The 15,757-nt window shown below is 70.6% G+C and carries 11 protein-coding genes and 1 pseudogene; 3 read left to right on the top strand and 9 right to left on the bottom strand.

Features of this window, described 5'->3' with window-relative positions:
• Window positions 1-98: 98 nt before the first annotated feature.
• Window positions 99-1,166, top strand: coding sequence for a hypothetical protein (locus ABZS58_RS09570; RefSeq protein ID WP_354779438.1), 1,068 nt, complete (start codon window positions 99-101; stop codon window positions 1,164-1,166).
• A 59-nt stretch (window positions 1,167-1,225) separates the two neighbouring features.
• Here ABZS58_RS09570 and ABZS58_RS09565 read toward each other — a convergent pair whose 3' ends face one another.
• On the bottom strand, window positions 1,226-3,151 hold the full coding sequence (locus tag ABZS58_RS09565; RefSeq protein ID WP_354779436.1) for an IPT/TIG domain-containing protein: 1,926 nt from the start codon (window positions 3,149-3,151) through the stop codon (window positions 1,226-1,228).
• A gap of 157 nt (window positions 3,152-3,308) precedes the next feature.
• Window positions 3,309-4,142, bottom strand: a complete 834-nt coding sequence (locus ABZS58_RS09560) for an SDR family oxidoreductase (RefSeq protein ID WP_354779434.1) — start codon at window positions 4,140-4,142, stop codon at window positions 3,309-3,311.
• 80 nt (window positions 4,143-4,222) lie between these two features.
• Here ABZS58_RS09560 and ABZS58_RS09555 point away from each other — a divergent pair, with 80 nt between their 5' ends.
• Window positions 4,223-4,591, top strand: coding sequence for a helix-turn-helix domain-containing protein (locus ABZS58_RS09555; RefSeq protein ID WP_354779432.1), 369 nt, complete (start codon window positions 4,223-4,225; stop codon window positions 4,589-4,591).
• 53 nt (window positions 4,592-4,644) lie between these two features.
• On the opposite strand, the gene ABZS58_RS09550 is transcribed toward ABZS58_RS09555, so the two are convergent.
• On the bottom strand, window positions 4,645-5,334 hold the full coding sequence (locus ABZS58_RS09550) for a hypothetical protein (protein ID WP_354779430.1): 690 nt from the start codon (window positions 5,332-5,334) through the stop codon (window positions 4,645-4,647).
• 156 nt (window positions 5,335-5,490) lie between these two features.
• On the opposite strand from ABZS58_RS09550, the gene ABZS58_RS09545 reads away from it, so the two are divergent.
• Complete coding sequence (locus ABZS58_RS09545; RefSeq protein ID WP_354779428.1) at window positions 5,491-6,162, top strand: DUF1963 domain-containing protein; 672 nt, start codon at window positions 5,491-5,493, stop codon at window positions 6,160-6,162.
• A 557-nt stretch (window positions 6,163-6,719) separates the two neighbouring features.
• Here ABZS58_RS09545 and ABZS58_RS09540 read toward each other — a convergent pair.
• From ABZS58_RS09540 to htpG, 6 genes and pseudogenes are all read right to left on the bottom strand, one after another.
• A pseudogene (locus ABZS58_RS09540) lies at window positions 6,720-9,290 on the bottom strand (DUF5682 family protein); the annotation flags it as partial.
• A complete protein-coding gene (locus ABZS58_RS09535; RefSeq protein WP_354779426.1) occupies window positions 9,287-10,402 on the bottom strand; it encodes an AAA family ATPase in 1,116 nt (371 codons plus the stop codon). The gene ABZS58_RS09535 and the pseudogene ABZS58_RS09540, both read right to left, overlap by 4 nt.
• 9 nt (window positions 10,403-10,411) lie before the next feature.
• The gene (locus tag ABZS58_RS09530) at window positions 10,412-11,896 is read right to left on the bottom strand and encodes a VWA domain-containing protein (protein ID WP_354779424.1); all 1,485 of its coding nucleotides are present in this window, start codon (window positions 11,894-11,896) and stop codon (window positions 10,412-10,414) included.
• Entirely contained in the window at window positions 11,893-13,266 is a 1,374-nt protein-coding gene (locus ABZS58_RS09525) for a hypothetical protein (RefSeq protein ID WP_354779422.1), read from the bottom strand. Before ABZS58_RS09525 ends, ABZS58_RS09530 begins: the two co-directional genes overlap by 4 nt.
• Window positions 13,266-13,760 carry a hypothetical protein gene (locus ABZS58_RS09520; protein ID WP_354779420.1) on the bottom strand — a complete coding sequence of 165 codons (495 nt, stop codon included), beginning with the start codon at window positions 13,758-13,760 and terminating at the stop codon, window positions 13,266-13,268. The genes ABZS58_RS09525 and ABZS58_RS09520 overlap by 1 nt, the downstream gene beginning before the upstream one ends.
• Window positions 13,761-13,896: 136 nt before the next feature.
• The gene (htpG, locus tag ABZS58_RS09515) at window positions 13,897-15,735 is read right to left on the bottom strand and encodes a molecular chaperone HtpG (protein WP_354779418.1); all 1,839 of its coding nucleotides are present in this window, start codon (window positions 15,733-15,735) and stop codon (window positions 13,897-13,899) included.
• Window positions 15,736-15,757: the final 22 nt, after the last annotated feature.

Genomic DNA, 15,757 nt, shown 5'->3' with positions numbered 1-15,757 from the left:
TCACCCGGGTGAGGAAATGTACTGAACACGACAGCGTTTCCGTGCAACCACCGGCACAGTGCTTACGTCAGCATTGACCAACATCGATTGGAGCACGGATGCTCAGAAGACTGCTCGCCGTCGCCACCGCCATGGTGACGGCAGCCTTCCTCCTCCCCTCCGCCCCCGCGCAGGCCGCCACTCCTGACCGCTGGGGCTTCGCGTACGTGAAGGACCCCACCATCACGGTGTGGAACACGCTGCCCACCACCTACCAGTGGGGCAGCTGGAAGGCGTTCGCCCCGGCCGCCTGGGCCGACGGGATCAAGGTTGCCACCGGCCGCTACCTGGTGCGCTTCCCGCAGATCGGCGTCGCCGGCGCCCGTGGCATCCCGCACGTCACCGCGGTGAACCCCGACGGCCGCTTCTGTGAGGCGGTCCGCTGGTACATCTCGGGCGCCGACGAGATCGTCGACGTGCAGTGCTTCAAGCCCGGCGGCGTGGCCATCGACTCGCCGTTCACGGTGCTCTGGACGCTGAGCTCAGGCGTGGTGCCCGCCGCGAACACCTACGCGTCCGTGCAGTCTTCTTCGCTGGGCGCGATCGTGCAGCAGTACAACTCGACCGGCGGACCGGTCACGATCGGGCCGTCGTCGCCCGGCTACTACACGGTGCGCTTCTCCGGCGTCGGCTCGCCCGGGGTGCAGTCCGGGAACATCCAGGTGACCGCGGTCCAGCCCAACGCGCAGCCCCGCCGCTGCAAGGTGGCCCGCTGGACCTGGTCGGGCACCGACGTCATCGCGTTGGTCGCCTGCTACAACCCCGCCACCGGCGCCCTGATGGACTCCGAGTTCGTCGCCTCGTTCCACCGGCAGCGGGCGGTGACCGCGAACGTGCCGATGTACTTCGGCTACGTCTCCAACGCGTTCGCCGGGCAGACCAACTTCAACAGCGTCCATGGCTTCGGGTTCAACTCCATCGGCGGCATGGTCATCAAGTATCCGGACCTGCACCAGAAGGAGACGCATTCGCAGGTGACCGCGTTCGGCGACACGTCGAGCTACTGCGGCCTGGAGAAGCTGTGGAGCGACTCCGCCGGGACCGCGCTGGTCAGCATCGCCTGCTTCACCAACGCCGGAGCGCCGATCAGCGACCGCTGGCTGTCGACGTTCACCTCGCGTATCTGATTTTTCAACTGTTCGGTTCGGTGGTCGGGGGGAGGGCTCGCGCCCTCCCCCCGATCGCGTCAGACCTTGTAGGTGAAGGTCGACGCCGTGGCAGCCGCGCTGGTGCCACCCTTCGTGATGACCTGGAGCTGCACGCTGCCGGCGGGGCGCGGCGGCAGGTACACCTTGAGCTTGGTGTCCGAGAGCTTGACGAAGGAGACGCTCGCGCCGTTGGAGAGCACCCTGTCCACGGTCACGAAGTTGGTGCCGGAGACCTCGACCGTCGTCCACGCCTTCGTGCCGCCGGTCGACGGGGTCACCGCGCCCACGGCCGGCGCCGGCGGCGCGACGTAGGTGAACGGCGCGGCGGTGCCCTCGACGGTGCCGCCTGCGGTGGTGATCCGCACGGTCGCCTGACCGGCCGCGTGCACCGGCATCGTCACCTTCAACTGGGTGTTGGAGACCCGCTGGTACAGGGCGCTCACGCCGCCGACGCTGACCGCCGTGACGCCGCCGAGGTTGGTGCCGGTGACGACGACCGGGGTGGTCGTGTAGGTCGGCCCGCTGCTCACGCTCAGCGAGGCGATGGTCGGCGCGGGCGGGTTGACGATCGCCAGCTTGTCGGCCGCGACGGTCGCGCTGGTGCCGGACGACGTCACCACCGTGACGTCGTAGATGCCGGGCGGGAGCTTCGGCGGCACGGTGAACGCGATCGAGGTCGGCGACATGACCTTGACGTTGGTGGCGGCGTTGGCGCCGATACGGACCGCGGTCGCGCCGTCGAGGTTCGCGCCGGTGACGGTGAGCACGTCGCCACCGACCGTGGTGGCGCTCTCGGCGCTGAGGCTGGTCACGACCGGCAGCGGCGGCTGGTACAGGAAGCGCGCCTGCGAGTTCAGCGTGCTGACCCCGGCGGCGTTGACCACCGTCACGTCGACGGCGCCCTTGGCGCGCGGCGGCGACGTGGCGACCAGGGTGGTGACCCCGTTCGCCTCCACCTTGCGGAACTGGGCCACGGTCTCGCCGAACCTCACCGCCGTCGCGCCGGCCAGGTTCCCGCCGGTGATCGTGACCTCGGTGCCGCCCGTGATCGGGCCGCGGACCTGCGACAGCGTCGACACCGAGGGCCGGGGCACGGTGACCTTCGACGGGGTGGTCACGCCGCTGACGGTGTAGGCGGCCTGCACGTTGGTGTTGACGAACGCCCACGCGAGGTGCGCGTCGCCGGCGGCGCCCCACGCGGTGCCCCACTGGTTACGGATCCACACGCCCTCGGCGTCGTACGCGTACGCCGTGACCATGTGGCCGCCGAGGTTGCTGCCGGAGGTCGTCTTGTAGAGGCTGCTGCCGGTCAGGTACATGAAGTCCTTGAAGACCGGCATGCCGATCGCGACCGGCGAACCGGCGGCGATCGCCGTCTCCACCGCGATCTGCCCGGCGACGCCCTGGTTGGCGCCGGTCCACAGTGTCGTCCACTTGGAGACCTTGTAGTTCCTGGCGTTCTCGATCTCCGCGGCGGTCGGCGGGACCGAGTAGTTGCTGGTGCCCTGGACGTAGTCGTCCTGCGTGTCGACGCCGTTGGTGGTGGCCTCCGTGAGCGCCTTCTCCGCCACCAGACCCGCGTTCGGCGCGCCACCCTTCTGCACCGTGCGCATGTAGAGGTACAGCGGCGCGTACGGGGCACCGACGGCGCCGTCGCGCTTCGCGTAGTAGCCCATGAGCGAGTGGGCGATGGTCCAGGCCACGCACGAGCCGATCTGGCCCTGGTCGCCGACGGCCGGCAGGTTGGCCTTCAGCGTCGCGCTGTCCGGAAGCGCGGCGGCCGCGCCGATCTTCGACTTCGCGTCGACTCGGGTGGTCGGCGCCGCGAACCCGCCGACGGCGTGCGGCAGCACGGTGGGGGTGGTCGCGGCCGCTGCCGCCGGCGTCACCGCGACCAGCGTGCCGCCCGCCGCCATCAGCAGGCCGAAGGCCGTGCGGACGATCTTTCTTGGTCCAGGGCGCATCCGTGCTCCTCAAGGTCGGTGACCGCGACGTGCTGCCATCGACCTCGTGAGCGGCGGCATGAGGGGTGCCGCAAAGCGCGACCGGTCGGTGTCCACCGGCCGGAGGACACCGTCGGTCGCGCTCGTGGATGCTCGTATCAGCTGTTTCCGGCGCTCTCTACTGCTTGAGCGCCCTGGCGATGACCTCGGCGAGGGTGGTGGTCGGGCGCCCGATCAGCCGGGACAGGTCACCGGTGACGACGTCGAGGCTGCCCTGCGCGATCGACACGTCGGCCGCGGCGAGCAGGCGCGCGAACCCCTCGGGCAGCCCGAACCCGATCAGGGCCTGCGCGTAGTCGTCCGCGGGAAGGTCCTGGTAGGCGACCTTCGTGCCCGACTGTGCGGTCACCTCGGCGGCCAGGTCCGCCAGCGACATGGTCGAGTCGCCGCCGACCTCGTAGATCTTCCCGGCGTGCCCCTCACCGGTGAGCACCGCCACCGCACCGGCGGCGAAGTCCTCGCGGGTCGCGGCGGCGACCCGGCCCTCACCGGCGGCGCCGAGGATCACCCCGTGCTCCAGCGCGGCCGGCAGGCCGCCCGTGTAGTTCTCGAAATACCAGTTGTTGCGCAGGAAGGTGTACGGCAGTCCCGACGCGACGATGAGGTCCTCCGTCGCCTTGTGCTCGGGTGCGAGCGGGTTGGTCGACGCGTCGGCACTGGTGATGCTCGTGTAGACGATGTGACCGACCCCGGCCTTGACGGCGGCGTCGACGACGGCCCGGTGCTGCTCGACCCGCCTGCCGGCCTCGTTGCCCGAGATGAGCAGCAGCTTGTCGGTGCCCTCGAACGCCGGCACGAGCGTCTCCGGCCGGTCGTAGTCGGCGTGCACGCTTTTCGTGGTGGCCTTCGTGGTGTCGCGGACCGCGGCGACCGCGGTGATGCCGTGCTGCTGGAGCCCGTCGACGACCAGGCGGCCCAGGTGGCCGGTGGCGCCGGTGACGGTGATGGTCATGAGAACTCCCTCGTCCTGGTTACTCTCTCACAGTAAGCACTAACTTCTAGAAAGTGCAAACCTTGAGTTACCGTTGTCTCATGTCGTACGAGGGGCTGATCTTCGACGTCTTCGCCAGGAACTGCACGTCGCGCCCGGTCATGGACACCGTGGCGGGGCGCTGGGGCATCCTGTCGATGGCCGCGCTGCTGGACGGCACCCACCGGTTCAATGAGCTGCGCCGCCGTGTCGACGGCGTGAGCGAGAAGATGCTGTCGCAGACGCTGCACGCCCTGGAGCGCGACGGCCTGGTCGTGCGCACGGTGCAGAGCACGATCCCGCCCCGCGTCGAATACAGCCTCACCGACCCGGGCCGCAGGGTGGCCACCAAGCTGATGGAGCTGATCGACCTCGTGGAGGCCGAGATGCCCGCGATCTCCGCCGCGCAGGCCCGCTACGACTCGGCTTAACTGCTCGCGTGCTGTTCCACTCGACTAAGTGCTCGCGTGCTGTTCCACTCGGCTTAAGTGCTCGCGTGCTGTTCCAGGAGGTCGGCGACCCGCAGCAGGGGGCCGACCTGCGCGGGGATCCGCTCCGGCGCGCCGATCCGGCCCTGGTGGAAGGTCAGCAGCTCGTTGCCCTCGACGCTCCAGTCCGGCAGCCGCCCGGCGACGTGCTCCGCGACCAGCGGGCCGCCGATCACCGCTCTGACCAGGCTCGGGTCGCTCGCGTTCACCCGGTACGCGCTGTCGAAGGCCTCATAGCCGATCGCGGTCGCCTTGTCGCCGAACAGCGACCGCCACAGCTTCGACCCGCCACCCCGCCGGTGCACGGCCACCGTCGGCCGCGGCATCCGTAACCGCACCACCACCGCGACGTGGTGATGGGTGGTCGTGGTCGTCTGCGTCGCCCCGTTGGCGTCCGTCGAGGTCGACGACGTCGTATACGAGTAGTCCGCGATGCTCACCGGGTGCCCGCCGACCGTGCCGAACAGCGCGAGCGACACGCCCCGCCGGTTCCTGCCCGGCATCCGCCGGCCCCAGTCGACCTGCGGCTTGTCCACCACCTGCCAGCCGTTGTGCTTCGCCCAGAGCCGCAGCGCGTCCCGCCGCGCCCGCTCCCGGCGCGCCGACACCACCACCGCGACGATGATCAGCGCGACGGCCGCCCCGAAACAGACGACGACGCTCACCACAATCGCCGAGGGCTCCATGCCTCCCACGCTAAAGTCCCGATGCCACCTCTGCTTTTTTCGCTGTCGCCCTTGTCTGTGTCTCTGCCTCCGCCGCTGTCTCCGCCTGTGTCTCTGTCTGTGTCTCTGTCTGCGTCGTTGTCTGGGTCGTTATCTGTGTCTTGTCGAGGATCACGCATGCACCTGTTCGAGTCCCTGATCGAGCCGGCGGCCGCGCTCACCGTGATCCCGGCGGCGGCCGCCACACGGTCGCACCGCTACGGCGGGCTGCCCGGGCTGCCCGACGGGACCGACTGGCCCTCATACGGCGGCAGCCCCATGGCCCTGCTCGCCCGCCTCGACTGCGCCGACCTCGCCGACCTGCTGCCCGAGACGTGGACCCTGCCGCGTACCGGTGAGTTGCTCTTCTTCCACGAGGAGTCCTTCACCACCGGCGAGTCGCCCGACAGCGGCTGCCGCGTCCTGCACGTCCCCGCCGGCCTGCCCCCGCGCCCGGCCCCGCCCGGCGTGCAGGTCGTCCCGCCCCTGCACCTCGCCGCCGACCGGGTCGCCTCGGTCCCGCCGTACGACGCCCCCGCCCTCCACGACGTCTTCACCACCGATCCGGTCGGCGCGATGAACGCCCGCGAGCTCGCCGAGGACGCCGCCGGCCGGCCACCCCGCCACCAGGTCCTCGGCTGGCAGCGCGACGCGTTCCTGCACCTGCCCGGCCTCCGCCCACTGCTGCAGCTCGAAGCCGAGCCGGGCACCGCCTGGGGCGAGGTCGTCAACGTCTCCTTCTGGCTTCCCGAAGCCGACCTCGCCGCCGGCCGCTTCACCACCGCCCGCCGCTACCTGGAGACCGCCTGACCCCGCCGCCGCGACCTCGGCACAGCCTGGTCTCCACCGCCGCGACCTCGGCGCCGCCTGGCCACGGCGACGCCCCCGGCGGTGCTCCGCATGAAGGATCCGACCCCCATGCGGAACACCTGGCCCCGCGCCGCCTATCCCACCGCCAGCAGCGCCTCCAGGGCTTCCGCCGTCTCAGGGTGGCCTGCGAGCAGGCTCCGCACCGTGGACTGCCCGGAGCCGGCGGGCGCCACAGGCACATCGAGGTCGAGCCAGCCAGGGCCCGCCACACCATCGCCGGCGATTCCCAGCAGCTCGGTCACTCCGTCGCAGGTCGAGGGGTGCCCGGCCAGGAGCCGCATGACCGGCACCGCCGCAGCCCACCACTCGGACCCGTCCCCTTCCCCGGCAACGCCACCGCCCACGCCGGCGAACCCACCGGCCGCTCCGCCCAAGCCGCCCGACCCGGCGCCCGCGCGACTCAGGCCTCCGGACCCGGCGCCTGAGCCACTCACGCCTCCGGACCTGGCTCCCGCGCCACCGCGGCCGGCCGGTGCGCCCGCTCCTCCTGCGCCGGCGGCCCATGGCGGGACCCAGGCGTCGACGGCCGGCAGGGTGGCGGGGAAGGTGCGGCCCGCCTCGCGGATCAGCAGCGGGACCAGCTCTCCCGCCTGGTCGCGCAGCGTCGTGATGAGCGTCGGGAGCCACGGCAGCAGAACCGGGTCGGGCAGGTGGGCGAACGCGTCCGACATCACCTCGACCACGAACGCGGCCAGCTTCGGCACCGGCTCCAGCGCTTGGACGAAGCCGCTCAGGTACTGCGGGAACGTCGGCACGACGAGCGGATTGCGCAGCAGCTCGGCACACCTGGCCCGCAGGTCCGCCAGCGGCAGCAGGCCGAGCTGGTGCTGCGCGGCCCACAGCAGCGCGACCTTCGCCGGCGACTCGGGGTGCGACTGCCGGACGGCGAGCTCGAGCTGGGCCCGGTCGCAGCCCAGCGACAGCGCCAGGCCCTCCATGGTGAAGAGGAAGCCGAGCATCGCGCCGACCTGCCGTACGCCGGTCTCGTCGTCCACGAACGCCGTCGGCAGCAGGGTGCAGTAGTGCGCATAGCCGGCGGTGACGAACGAGCCGCACCACGCGGGCAGCTCCGGCTCGGTGGCGCGGTAGTGCGCGAGGAGCCGGCGGATGCGGCGCAGGACGTCGGGCGCGTCGTCGACGGTGCGCTCGCCGGCGAGCAGCTCGACCGCCCGCGCGCCGAGCTCGTCGGTGAACCTGCGGCTGCCGAGGAACAGGATCGAGTCCTCGACCGCGCGCAGAGCGACGGCCGCGGTCGCGTCGGGTGCGTAGACGGACCGCCGGAGCCTGCGCTCCACGACCTGCTCGACGGTGACACCCTCATAGCCGAGCTCGATGATGTACCGCTGGTGCCTGCCGATCGCAAGATCCCAGCTCTCCTGGATGGAGTGCTCGCCGAGCCGCCGCGAGCCCATGATCGGCCGGACGGCGCCGTCGGGTAGCAGATACCGCAGCATCCACAGCAGATGCGAGCAGGGCACGAGCTCGAGCCGGCCGTTCAGGTCGAGCAATGCCCGCTGGACCGTGCTCTTGCGCAGGTCGAGACCGATCGGGGTGAGCCGGTCGTAGACGTCGCGGGCCAGCGGCGGCAGGGCGTCATAGCCGACCTGGCCGACGCGGTCGCCGCCGAGCAGGATCTCGCAGAGCCGGCGCACGTCCCGCCTGCCCGGCGTCACGTCCTTCTCGATGCAGGTGACCGCCGCGTCCTGGAAGTCGTACGGCGTGGGCCGGGCCCGGTTGCGCATCCCGGCGAGCAGGATCGAGGTCTCGAAGACGGCGATCGCGTCCGCGGTGCTGGCCAGGTAGCCGTTGCGGCGGGCCAGCCGGACGATGTCGACGCACCAGCCGAGCAGCTCCTCCTCGTCGAACCCGTGCAGGTCGGGCGGGCTGGCCAGGAACTGGGTCAGCTGGTCGGCGACCGGGCCGGCCCCGGCCACCGCCGCAGCCGGTTGCGCGGCCCGCTTCCGGCTGCCCCGCTGGCCTTCGAGCTGGAAGGTGGCGAGCTTGGACCGGCTGACCGCCTTCGCCCACGTCGCCGCGGCGATCGACACCGAGCCCGAGGCGAGCCCGAACTGGCCCTCGATGGCGGAGTGGCTGGACGGGATCAGACCGTAGAGCCACTTCGTCGCGGTGCGCGGGGTGATCACGAACGGCGCCGCGTCCGGCCCGGTGCCGAACTGCTCGACCCTGCTCGCGGCGTGGAAGGCGCCGCACACATACAGGCAGTCAGCCCGGTCGACGCCGGACGTGGCGAGGTGCTCCCGCATGCGGGTCCACATGTAGCGCTCACGGTCCTCGTCGACGGTGACCCGCTCGGCGCTGCTGGGCGCCAGCCGCCGGAAGAGGCTGCCGATGAGCACCATGACCTGCCGATACGTCGCGTAGTCGGCCTCGACGAGCGGCTGCTCGACATACTGGTCCCACCACTCCGACCAGTGCCGCACCTTGCCGTGGTGCAGCAGGTGCGCCTCGAGCTCGGCGAAGCGCGGCCGAAGGTCGCCGATCTCGATGCCGACCGCGTCGCCGTGCAGCTCCCCTGCGTCGTCCTCGTCCGCCGCGTCGGCGTCCGCCGGCTCGCCCTCGGCCGCGGCGTTGTCTGTGCGCGGCTGCCACTGGAAGACGTGGTCGGTGGAGCGGTCGACGAGCACGAGCTCGACGCCGGGCGTGTCCAGCGCGTACGCGATGGCCTGATACTCGGCCGACGCCTCCGTGATGGGCGCGATGACGCTGAGCGGCCCCCAGTCCTTGGGGAACGTGTCCAGCTCGGACGCGAACGCCTGCAGCGCCACCGGCAGCCGGCAGTTGCGCAGCTCCGTCAGCAGCGGGGTGAGGTCCTCGCACAGCTCCAGGTAGATCACCTTGGGCTGCTTCTCGCGCAGCCTGCGGACCATGGCGAGGGCGGACGCCGGCGAGTGGTGGCAGACCGGGAAGATCTCCAGCTCCTCGCGCAGCGCCCGGTCGACGTCGTCGACGATCCCGGCGAGGATGTCGGGCACGGCACCCGGCGAGCCGGCGAACGCGGTCGCCGCCTCGACGAGCTGCTGCCGCAGCGCCCCGAACGGCTCACTCATGACAAGGTGGCGATCGCCTCGCGGCCGCCCTCGAGGAAGGCCGGCCACTCCCCACCGTCCTGCTTGCTGCGCGGCTCGACCACGCCGTGCCAGTACTTGTTCAGGATCGCGAGGTCTTCGGGGGTACGCCGGGCGAGCGAGCCGACAAGCGAACCGGCGAGTGTCTGGGCGCGAAGGGTCCTGTCGCCGAAGAACGTGCTGTGCAGGATCGCGTCCTCCAGCACGCCGATCTGCTCGGCGGTCGACAGCGCCGACTCGAGCTTCTCGTCGTCGCTGGTCGCCGACGCCGCCGCGGTGCGCAGGTCCGCGAAGCTCTGCAGCAGGATGTCGAGCAGGTTGGGCGGCACGTCGAGCTCGATGCGGTGCCGCCGCAGCAGCTCGGTCGTGCGGAACCGGACGATCTCCGCCTCGCTGCGCTTGTTGGTCACGACCGGGATGCGCACGAAGTTGAACCGCCGCTTCAGCGCCGACGACAGGTCGTTGACGCCGCGGTCGCGGCTGTTGGCCGTCGCGATGATCGAGAAGCCGGGCTGCGCGAACACGATGTTGTCGTCGTCGAGCTCGGGGATCGACACGTACTTCTCGGACAGGATCGAGATCAGCGCGTCCTGCACGTCGCTGGTCGAGCGGGTCAGCTCCTCGAACCGGCCGATGACGCCGCGCTCCATCGCCGTCATGATCGGCGACGGGATCATCGACGCCCGGGACTGGCCCTTCGCGATGACCATTGAGACGTTCCACGAATACTTGATGTGGTCCTCGGTGGTGCCCGCGGTGCCCTGCACGACGAGCGTCGAGTTGCGGGAGACGGCGGCGGACAGCAGCTCGGCGAGCCAGCTCTTGCCCGTGCCGGGATCGCCGATGAGCAGCAGACCGCGGTCGGAGGCGAGCGTCACGATGCTGCGCTCGACGAAACTGCGGTCGCCGAACCACTTCTGCGGCACCACCCGGTCCAGGCCGTCGGCCCTCTCCGAGCCCAGCACGAACAGGCGGACCATCTTGGGGCTGAGCCGCCACGAGAACGGCTTCGGCCCGTCGTCGATCGACTCGAGCCAGTCGAGCTCCTCGGCGTACTTGACCTCGGCGGGGGCGCGCAGCATGTCGTCGGTCATGTCGGTCTCCTATGCGAGGAAGTTCTTGAGTTCGGTGACGAGCTTGCGGATGTGGCCGGACAGCACCGGCGCACCGAGATCCTTGAACCGCTGGCGGAACCACGGGTTGACGCTCTGCTGGCCGCCGCTGCTGACCGAGCCGACCGGGATGAACCTGACCCCCGAGCGGTGCATCGCCTGCATCGAGTCGAACAACGGCTGCGACTGCGACTCGTAGAAGTCCGAGATCCACACGACGACCGTGTTGCGCGGGTCGGCGACCTTCGGCTGCGCGAGCGCCATGGCGACCGTGCCGTCGGTGCCGCCCCCGAGCCGCGTGCGCAGCAGCACCTCGAACGGGTCGTGCACCCACGGCGTCAGGTCCAGCGCCCGCGTGTCATACGCGATGAGATGTACATCCACCTTCGGCAGCCCGGCGAAGATCGAGGCGAGGATGGTGCAGTTCACCATCGCGTTGACCATCGAGCCCGACTGGTCGACCACCACGATGAGCCGCGCCGGCGTGGTGCGCTTCGCGGTCTGCTTGTAGAAGAGCCGGTCCACATAGAGCCGCTCGTCCTCAGGGCTCCAGTTGGTCAGGTTCTTCCAGATGGTGCGCTCGAGGTCGAGGTTGCGATAGACCCGCTTCGGCGGCACCGACCGGTCGATGACCCCGGCGCTGCTCTGCTGCACCTGCGTGCGCAGCACCTCGGCGACCTCGTCCACGAACCTGCGGATCAGCGCCTTCGCATTGGCGAGCGCGACGCCAGACAGGTTGTCCTTGTCACGCAGCAGCTGCTCGATGAGCGACATGCTCGGGGTGAGCTGCTTGGCGAGGGCCGGGTTGGCGAGCACTTCCCGCAGGTGCATCCGCTTGACCAGGTCACCCTCGAGGCCACCGAGCGCCCCGGCGAGCCCGCCCGAGTTGGGCCTGCCCCGCAGCTCACCCGGCTCCATCCCGAGCGCCCGCTCGAACCATCCCGCGTCAGCCTGCCAGTTGGCCAGCTGGGTGGCACTCACGTTGCCGCTGCCGGTGGCGAACACATTGATGAGCAGCTTCGACACCAGCGCCGCCCGCCGCACCTCGTCACTCCGACCGTTACCACCGGCGACACCGCTCGGCGGGACGCCGCCGGGAAGCCCGCCAGCGGCAGGTCCGCCGCCGGCAGGTCCGCCACCACCGATGGGGAGACCGCCCTCAGGAGCCCCGCCACTGCCGCCGGTGCCGCCGTCGGCAACGCCGTTGCCGCTGTTGCCGGTGCCGTGGCTGTCCGTGTCGGGGGTCGGGTGGGCGTGGTCCGTGGGGGTCAGGAGGCCGTCGAAGGCGGTGGCGAGGCCGGGGTGGCGCTGGACGAGGTTGTCGACCGAGACGCCCGGGTCGAGCAGGGCTGCGGGCAGGCCGATGTCCTCGACGATGGCAAGGCTCGCCGACTCCAGGGCGTGCTGCTCGTCGGCCTCGAAAACGCGGGCCAGCATGCGCCAGTAGAGGACCTGGCGGCGGTTTTCGTCGCTCATTTGCGCAGCAACCTTCCGGCCCGCTCACGCAGGACGGCGACCGCGTCGCCCGCGGCCGCGGCCGCCTTGACCACCTTCGGGTCGGTGGGGCCGAGGGCCCAGTCGGTGGTGTGCACGGCCACGGGCTGGCGTTTGGCCGTGGTGAGGACCGCGACCGGTTGCAGCGACCAGGCGCCCGCGTCCCAGCGGAGCAGACCGATGCAGGCCTGCGAGGCGGTGACGAGCTGGGGGGTCAGCGGGCCACACGACGGCAGCCGGGTGGTGTCGACGGCGATCGTCGCCTCGCCGATCGTGAACGCGCCGTCGGTGGCCTTGTAGCCCTCGACGAGGACGGGCTCGGCAAGGCGGGCCGGGTGGCGCTCCAGCGGCGGCACCGCGGGTGCGGCGGCGGTGGGCAGCAGGACCCGGGCGGTGGCGAAGGGGTCCGCCGGCGGGCCGGCCTTGGCCCGCGCGTCGCTCCAGACGAGGTCGCCGCTGTCGAGCAGCGGCATGTCGGTGACGTCGAGGGCGAGCCGCTCCGCGAGGGCGCCGAGCAGCACCGGATGCGCCGCGAACAGCCGCCACACGGCGGGGCCGACGATGGTGTCGACCTTCGGTGCGGCGACGCTGGTGCGCACCAGCCGCGGGGCGGTGCCCGGCGTTTCGAGGATGCCGTGGATCTGGACCTGCACGGCGGTGGCGTGCTCGTGGACGTCGGCGCCGAGCAGCAGCAGGCGGCCGGTGACCGGCTCGGACGGGGTGGTCCGCCCGCCGTCCTGGGTGAGGAGCATCGCGCGGCTCCACAGGTCGCCCCAGCGGCGGACCGGCGGCCGGTCCATCGTCGCGATCGGGCTGCACGCGCGCAGCTCGGCGGCGAGCCCGTCGAGCAGGGTCGCGAGGCGCCGCAACCGCGGCTCGGCAAGGGCCGCGGCGATGATCTGCCCGGCGGCGGTGACCAGGTCGTGGTCGACGCCGCGCCAGCCGGTGATGGCGAGCTCGCGCAGCCAGGACCGGCTGCCCGCCAGCAGGTTGCCGGCGGTGGCGGCGTCCCCCACGCGACCGGGCCACGGCAGCCGGGTGCGGCCGAGTGCCGTGTCGGCCTGGCTCAGCAGGGCGTCGTGGACGGCACCGAACAGCGCCGACCGGGCCCCGGCCAGCGCGAGCAGGTGCTCGTCGGAGATCGACCCGGCCGCGATCTTGTCGACGGCCTCGGCGACCCGGTCGCGCAGCGGGCTGCCGGAGAACGCGTCGGCGAGTCCGTCGAACGCCGACGGTGCGACGCGGGCCAGTCCGTCGACAAGACCCTGGTCGACGCAGGAGACGAGGTCCAGTGCCTCACAGACCCCGGCAGCGGGATCGGCGAGGAGCGCGCTGAGCTGGGTGGGAAGCATCAGCGGGCCACCCCGACCGACGGGAACCAGTGCAGCTCGGGCACGGGCAGCGTGGTGTCGGGCAGCTCCAGATAGGCGAGGTGCCGCAGGAAACTGCTGAACACGGTCGCCGCCGGGGACGGCTCATGGTGCGCGCGGAGCCCGGCGGCCGGGCTCACGCCCGGCTCGACCTCGATGCGCAGATAGCGGGTGACCCGGTCGGCGCCATATTGCAGCACCGCCTCGTCGAGCAGCGCTTGCAGGTGCTTGCACGGATAGGAGCCGCGCAGCCCGCCGCAGGGCCGGTTGTTGTTGGTGCTGCAGCTCAGCCCGTGGCTGCCGGCCCCGATCGAGGAGACATAGACCCGCTCCACGTCGGAGCCGCTCGACACGACCCCCTGCAACCGCCCGTCGGCCAGCTCGACGAACGGCACCTTGGCCAGCTTGCGGGGCTTCACCGGCGGGATGATGGGCATTACCGAGCGCCGCTCGGCATCCACAGGGTCCACAGCCATGACCTCCAGCGTCGGATGATCCTTGACGCCGGTAGTTCTACAGCATCGGTACGACAAAATTTCCGACGGCCGCGTTCAGGCAGCTCAGGGACACCTGAACGCGGCAACGCCATCTACAGAATTCGATACCCCTCCGTCACAACGTCCGTGCCAGGCGGTCGGCGACCAGGCGGGTGAAGTGGGCCGGGTCCTTCAGCTCCCCGCCCTCCGCGAGCAGCGCGACCCCGTAGAGCAGCTCCGCGGTCTCCGTGAGATCGGAAGCGCCGGCCGCGAGCGCCGAACGCAGGCCCGTCACCAGCGGATGCGACGGGTTCAGCTCCAGGATCCGCTTGGTGTGCGGCATCTCCTGGCCCATCGCGCGGTACATCTTCTCCAGCGTCGGCGTGATGTCGTGCTCGTCGCCGACGATGCACGCCGCCGACGTGGTGAGCCGCGAGGAGAGCCGGACCTCCTTCACGTCGCTCTCGAGCTGCTCGCCGAGCCAGGTGAGCAGCGGCGCGAACTCCTCCCGCTGCTCGGCGGGCGTCTCCGAGACGCCGAGGTCGACCTGGCCCTTGGCGATCGACTGCAGCGGGTGGCCGTCGAACTCGGTGATCCGCTCGACCCACACCTCGTCGACGGGGTCGGTGAGGATCAGCACCTCGTAGCCCTTGGCGAGGAAGGCCTCCATGTGCGGCGAGTGCTCGACCATCGCGCGCGACTCGCCGGTCATGAAGTAGATGTCCTTCTGGTCCTCCTTCATCCGCGACACGTAGTCGCGCAGCGAGGTCAGCTCGCCGGACGCCGTCGACGGCAGGAGGAGCAGGTCGAGCAGGGTGTCACGGTTGTCGGTGTCGTCGATCAGGCCTTCCTTGAGCGCCCGGCCGAACTCGGCCCAGAAGGTGCTGTACTTCTCGGACTCCCGCAGCTCCGTCAGCGTCGACAGCACCTTCTTGACGAGCCGCCGCCGTACCACCTGGATCTGCCGGTCCTGCTGCAGGATCTCGCGGGAGATGTTGAGCGACAGGTCGTGCGCGTCGACGACGCCTTTGACGAATCGCAGGTACTGCGGGGTCAGCGCCGCACAGTCGTCCATGATGAAGACGCGCTTCACGTACAGCTGCACGCCGTGCTTGCCGTCGCGGCTGAACAGGTCGAACGGTGCCCGCGACGGGATGAAGAGCAGGGCCTCGTATTCGAACGCGCCCTCGGCCTTCATGTGGATCGTCTCGAGCGGGTCGGTCCAGTCGTGCGAGACGTGCTTGTAGAACTCGTGGTACTCCTCGTCGCTGACTTCGTTGCGGGGCCGTGCCCAGAGCGCCTTCATCGAGTTGAGCGGCTCGTCCTTGCCCTCCACGCGGATGGGCCACGCGATGAAGTCGGAGTAGCGCTTGACGATCTCGCGGATCTTGTGGTCCGCGGCGTAGTCGTGCAGCTGGTCGTCGGTGTCCTCGGGCTTGAGGTGCAGCGTCACGGAGGTGCCCTGCGGCACGTCCTGCACGGCCTCGATCTCATACGTGCCCTCGCCGGTGGACTCCCAGCGGGTGCCGCCGGTCTCGCCGGCCCGCCGGGTCACCAGCGTGACCTTGTCGGCGACCATGAACGTCGAGTAGAACCCGACGCCGAACTGCCCGATCAGCTCCTGCTTCGCGGCGGCGTCCTTCGACTCGCGCATCTTGCGCAGCATCTCGGCCGTGCCCGACTTCGCGATCGTGCCGATGAGCTGGACGACGTCGTCGCGGGACATCCCGATCCCGTTGTCCCGGACGGTCAGCGTCCGGTCCTCGGCCGAGACAGCGAGCGTGATGTGCAGGTCGGAGGTGTCGGCCTCCAGATCCTTGTCGATCAGCGACTCGATGCGAAGCTTGTCCAGAGCATCGGATGCATTGGAGATCAGTTCCCGCAGGAAGATGTCCTTGTTCGAGTAGATCGAGTGGACCATCAATTGCAGAAGCTGCCGCGTCTCGGCCTGAAACTCCAGCGTTTCGCTGCTCACGTGAAACCCCTTCCGTGAAGAT

Source organism: Dactylosporangium sp. NPDC005555 (assembly GCF_040605635.1).
Taxonomy (GTDB): Bacteria; Actinomycetota; Actinomycetes; order Mycobacteriales; family Micromonosporaceae; genus Dactylosporangium.
Note: the sequence above shows the minus strand (reverse complement) of the source record. Positions and strands in the feature narration are given on the sequence as shown.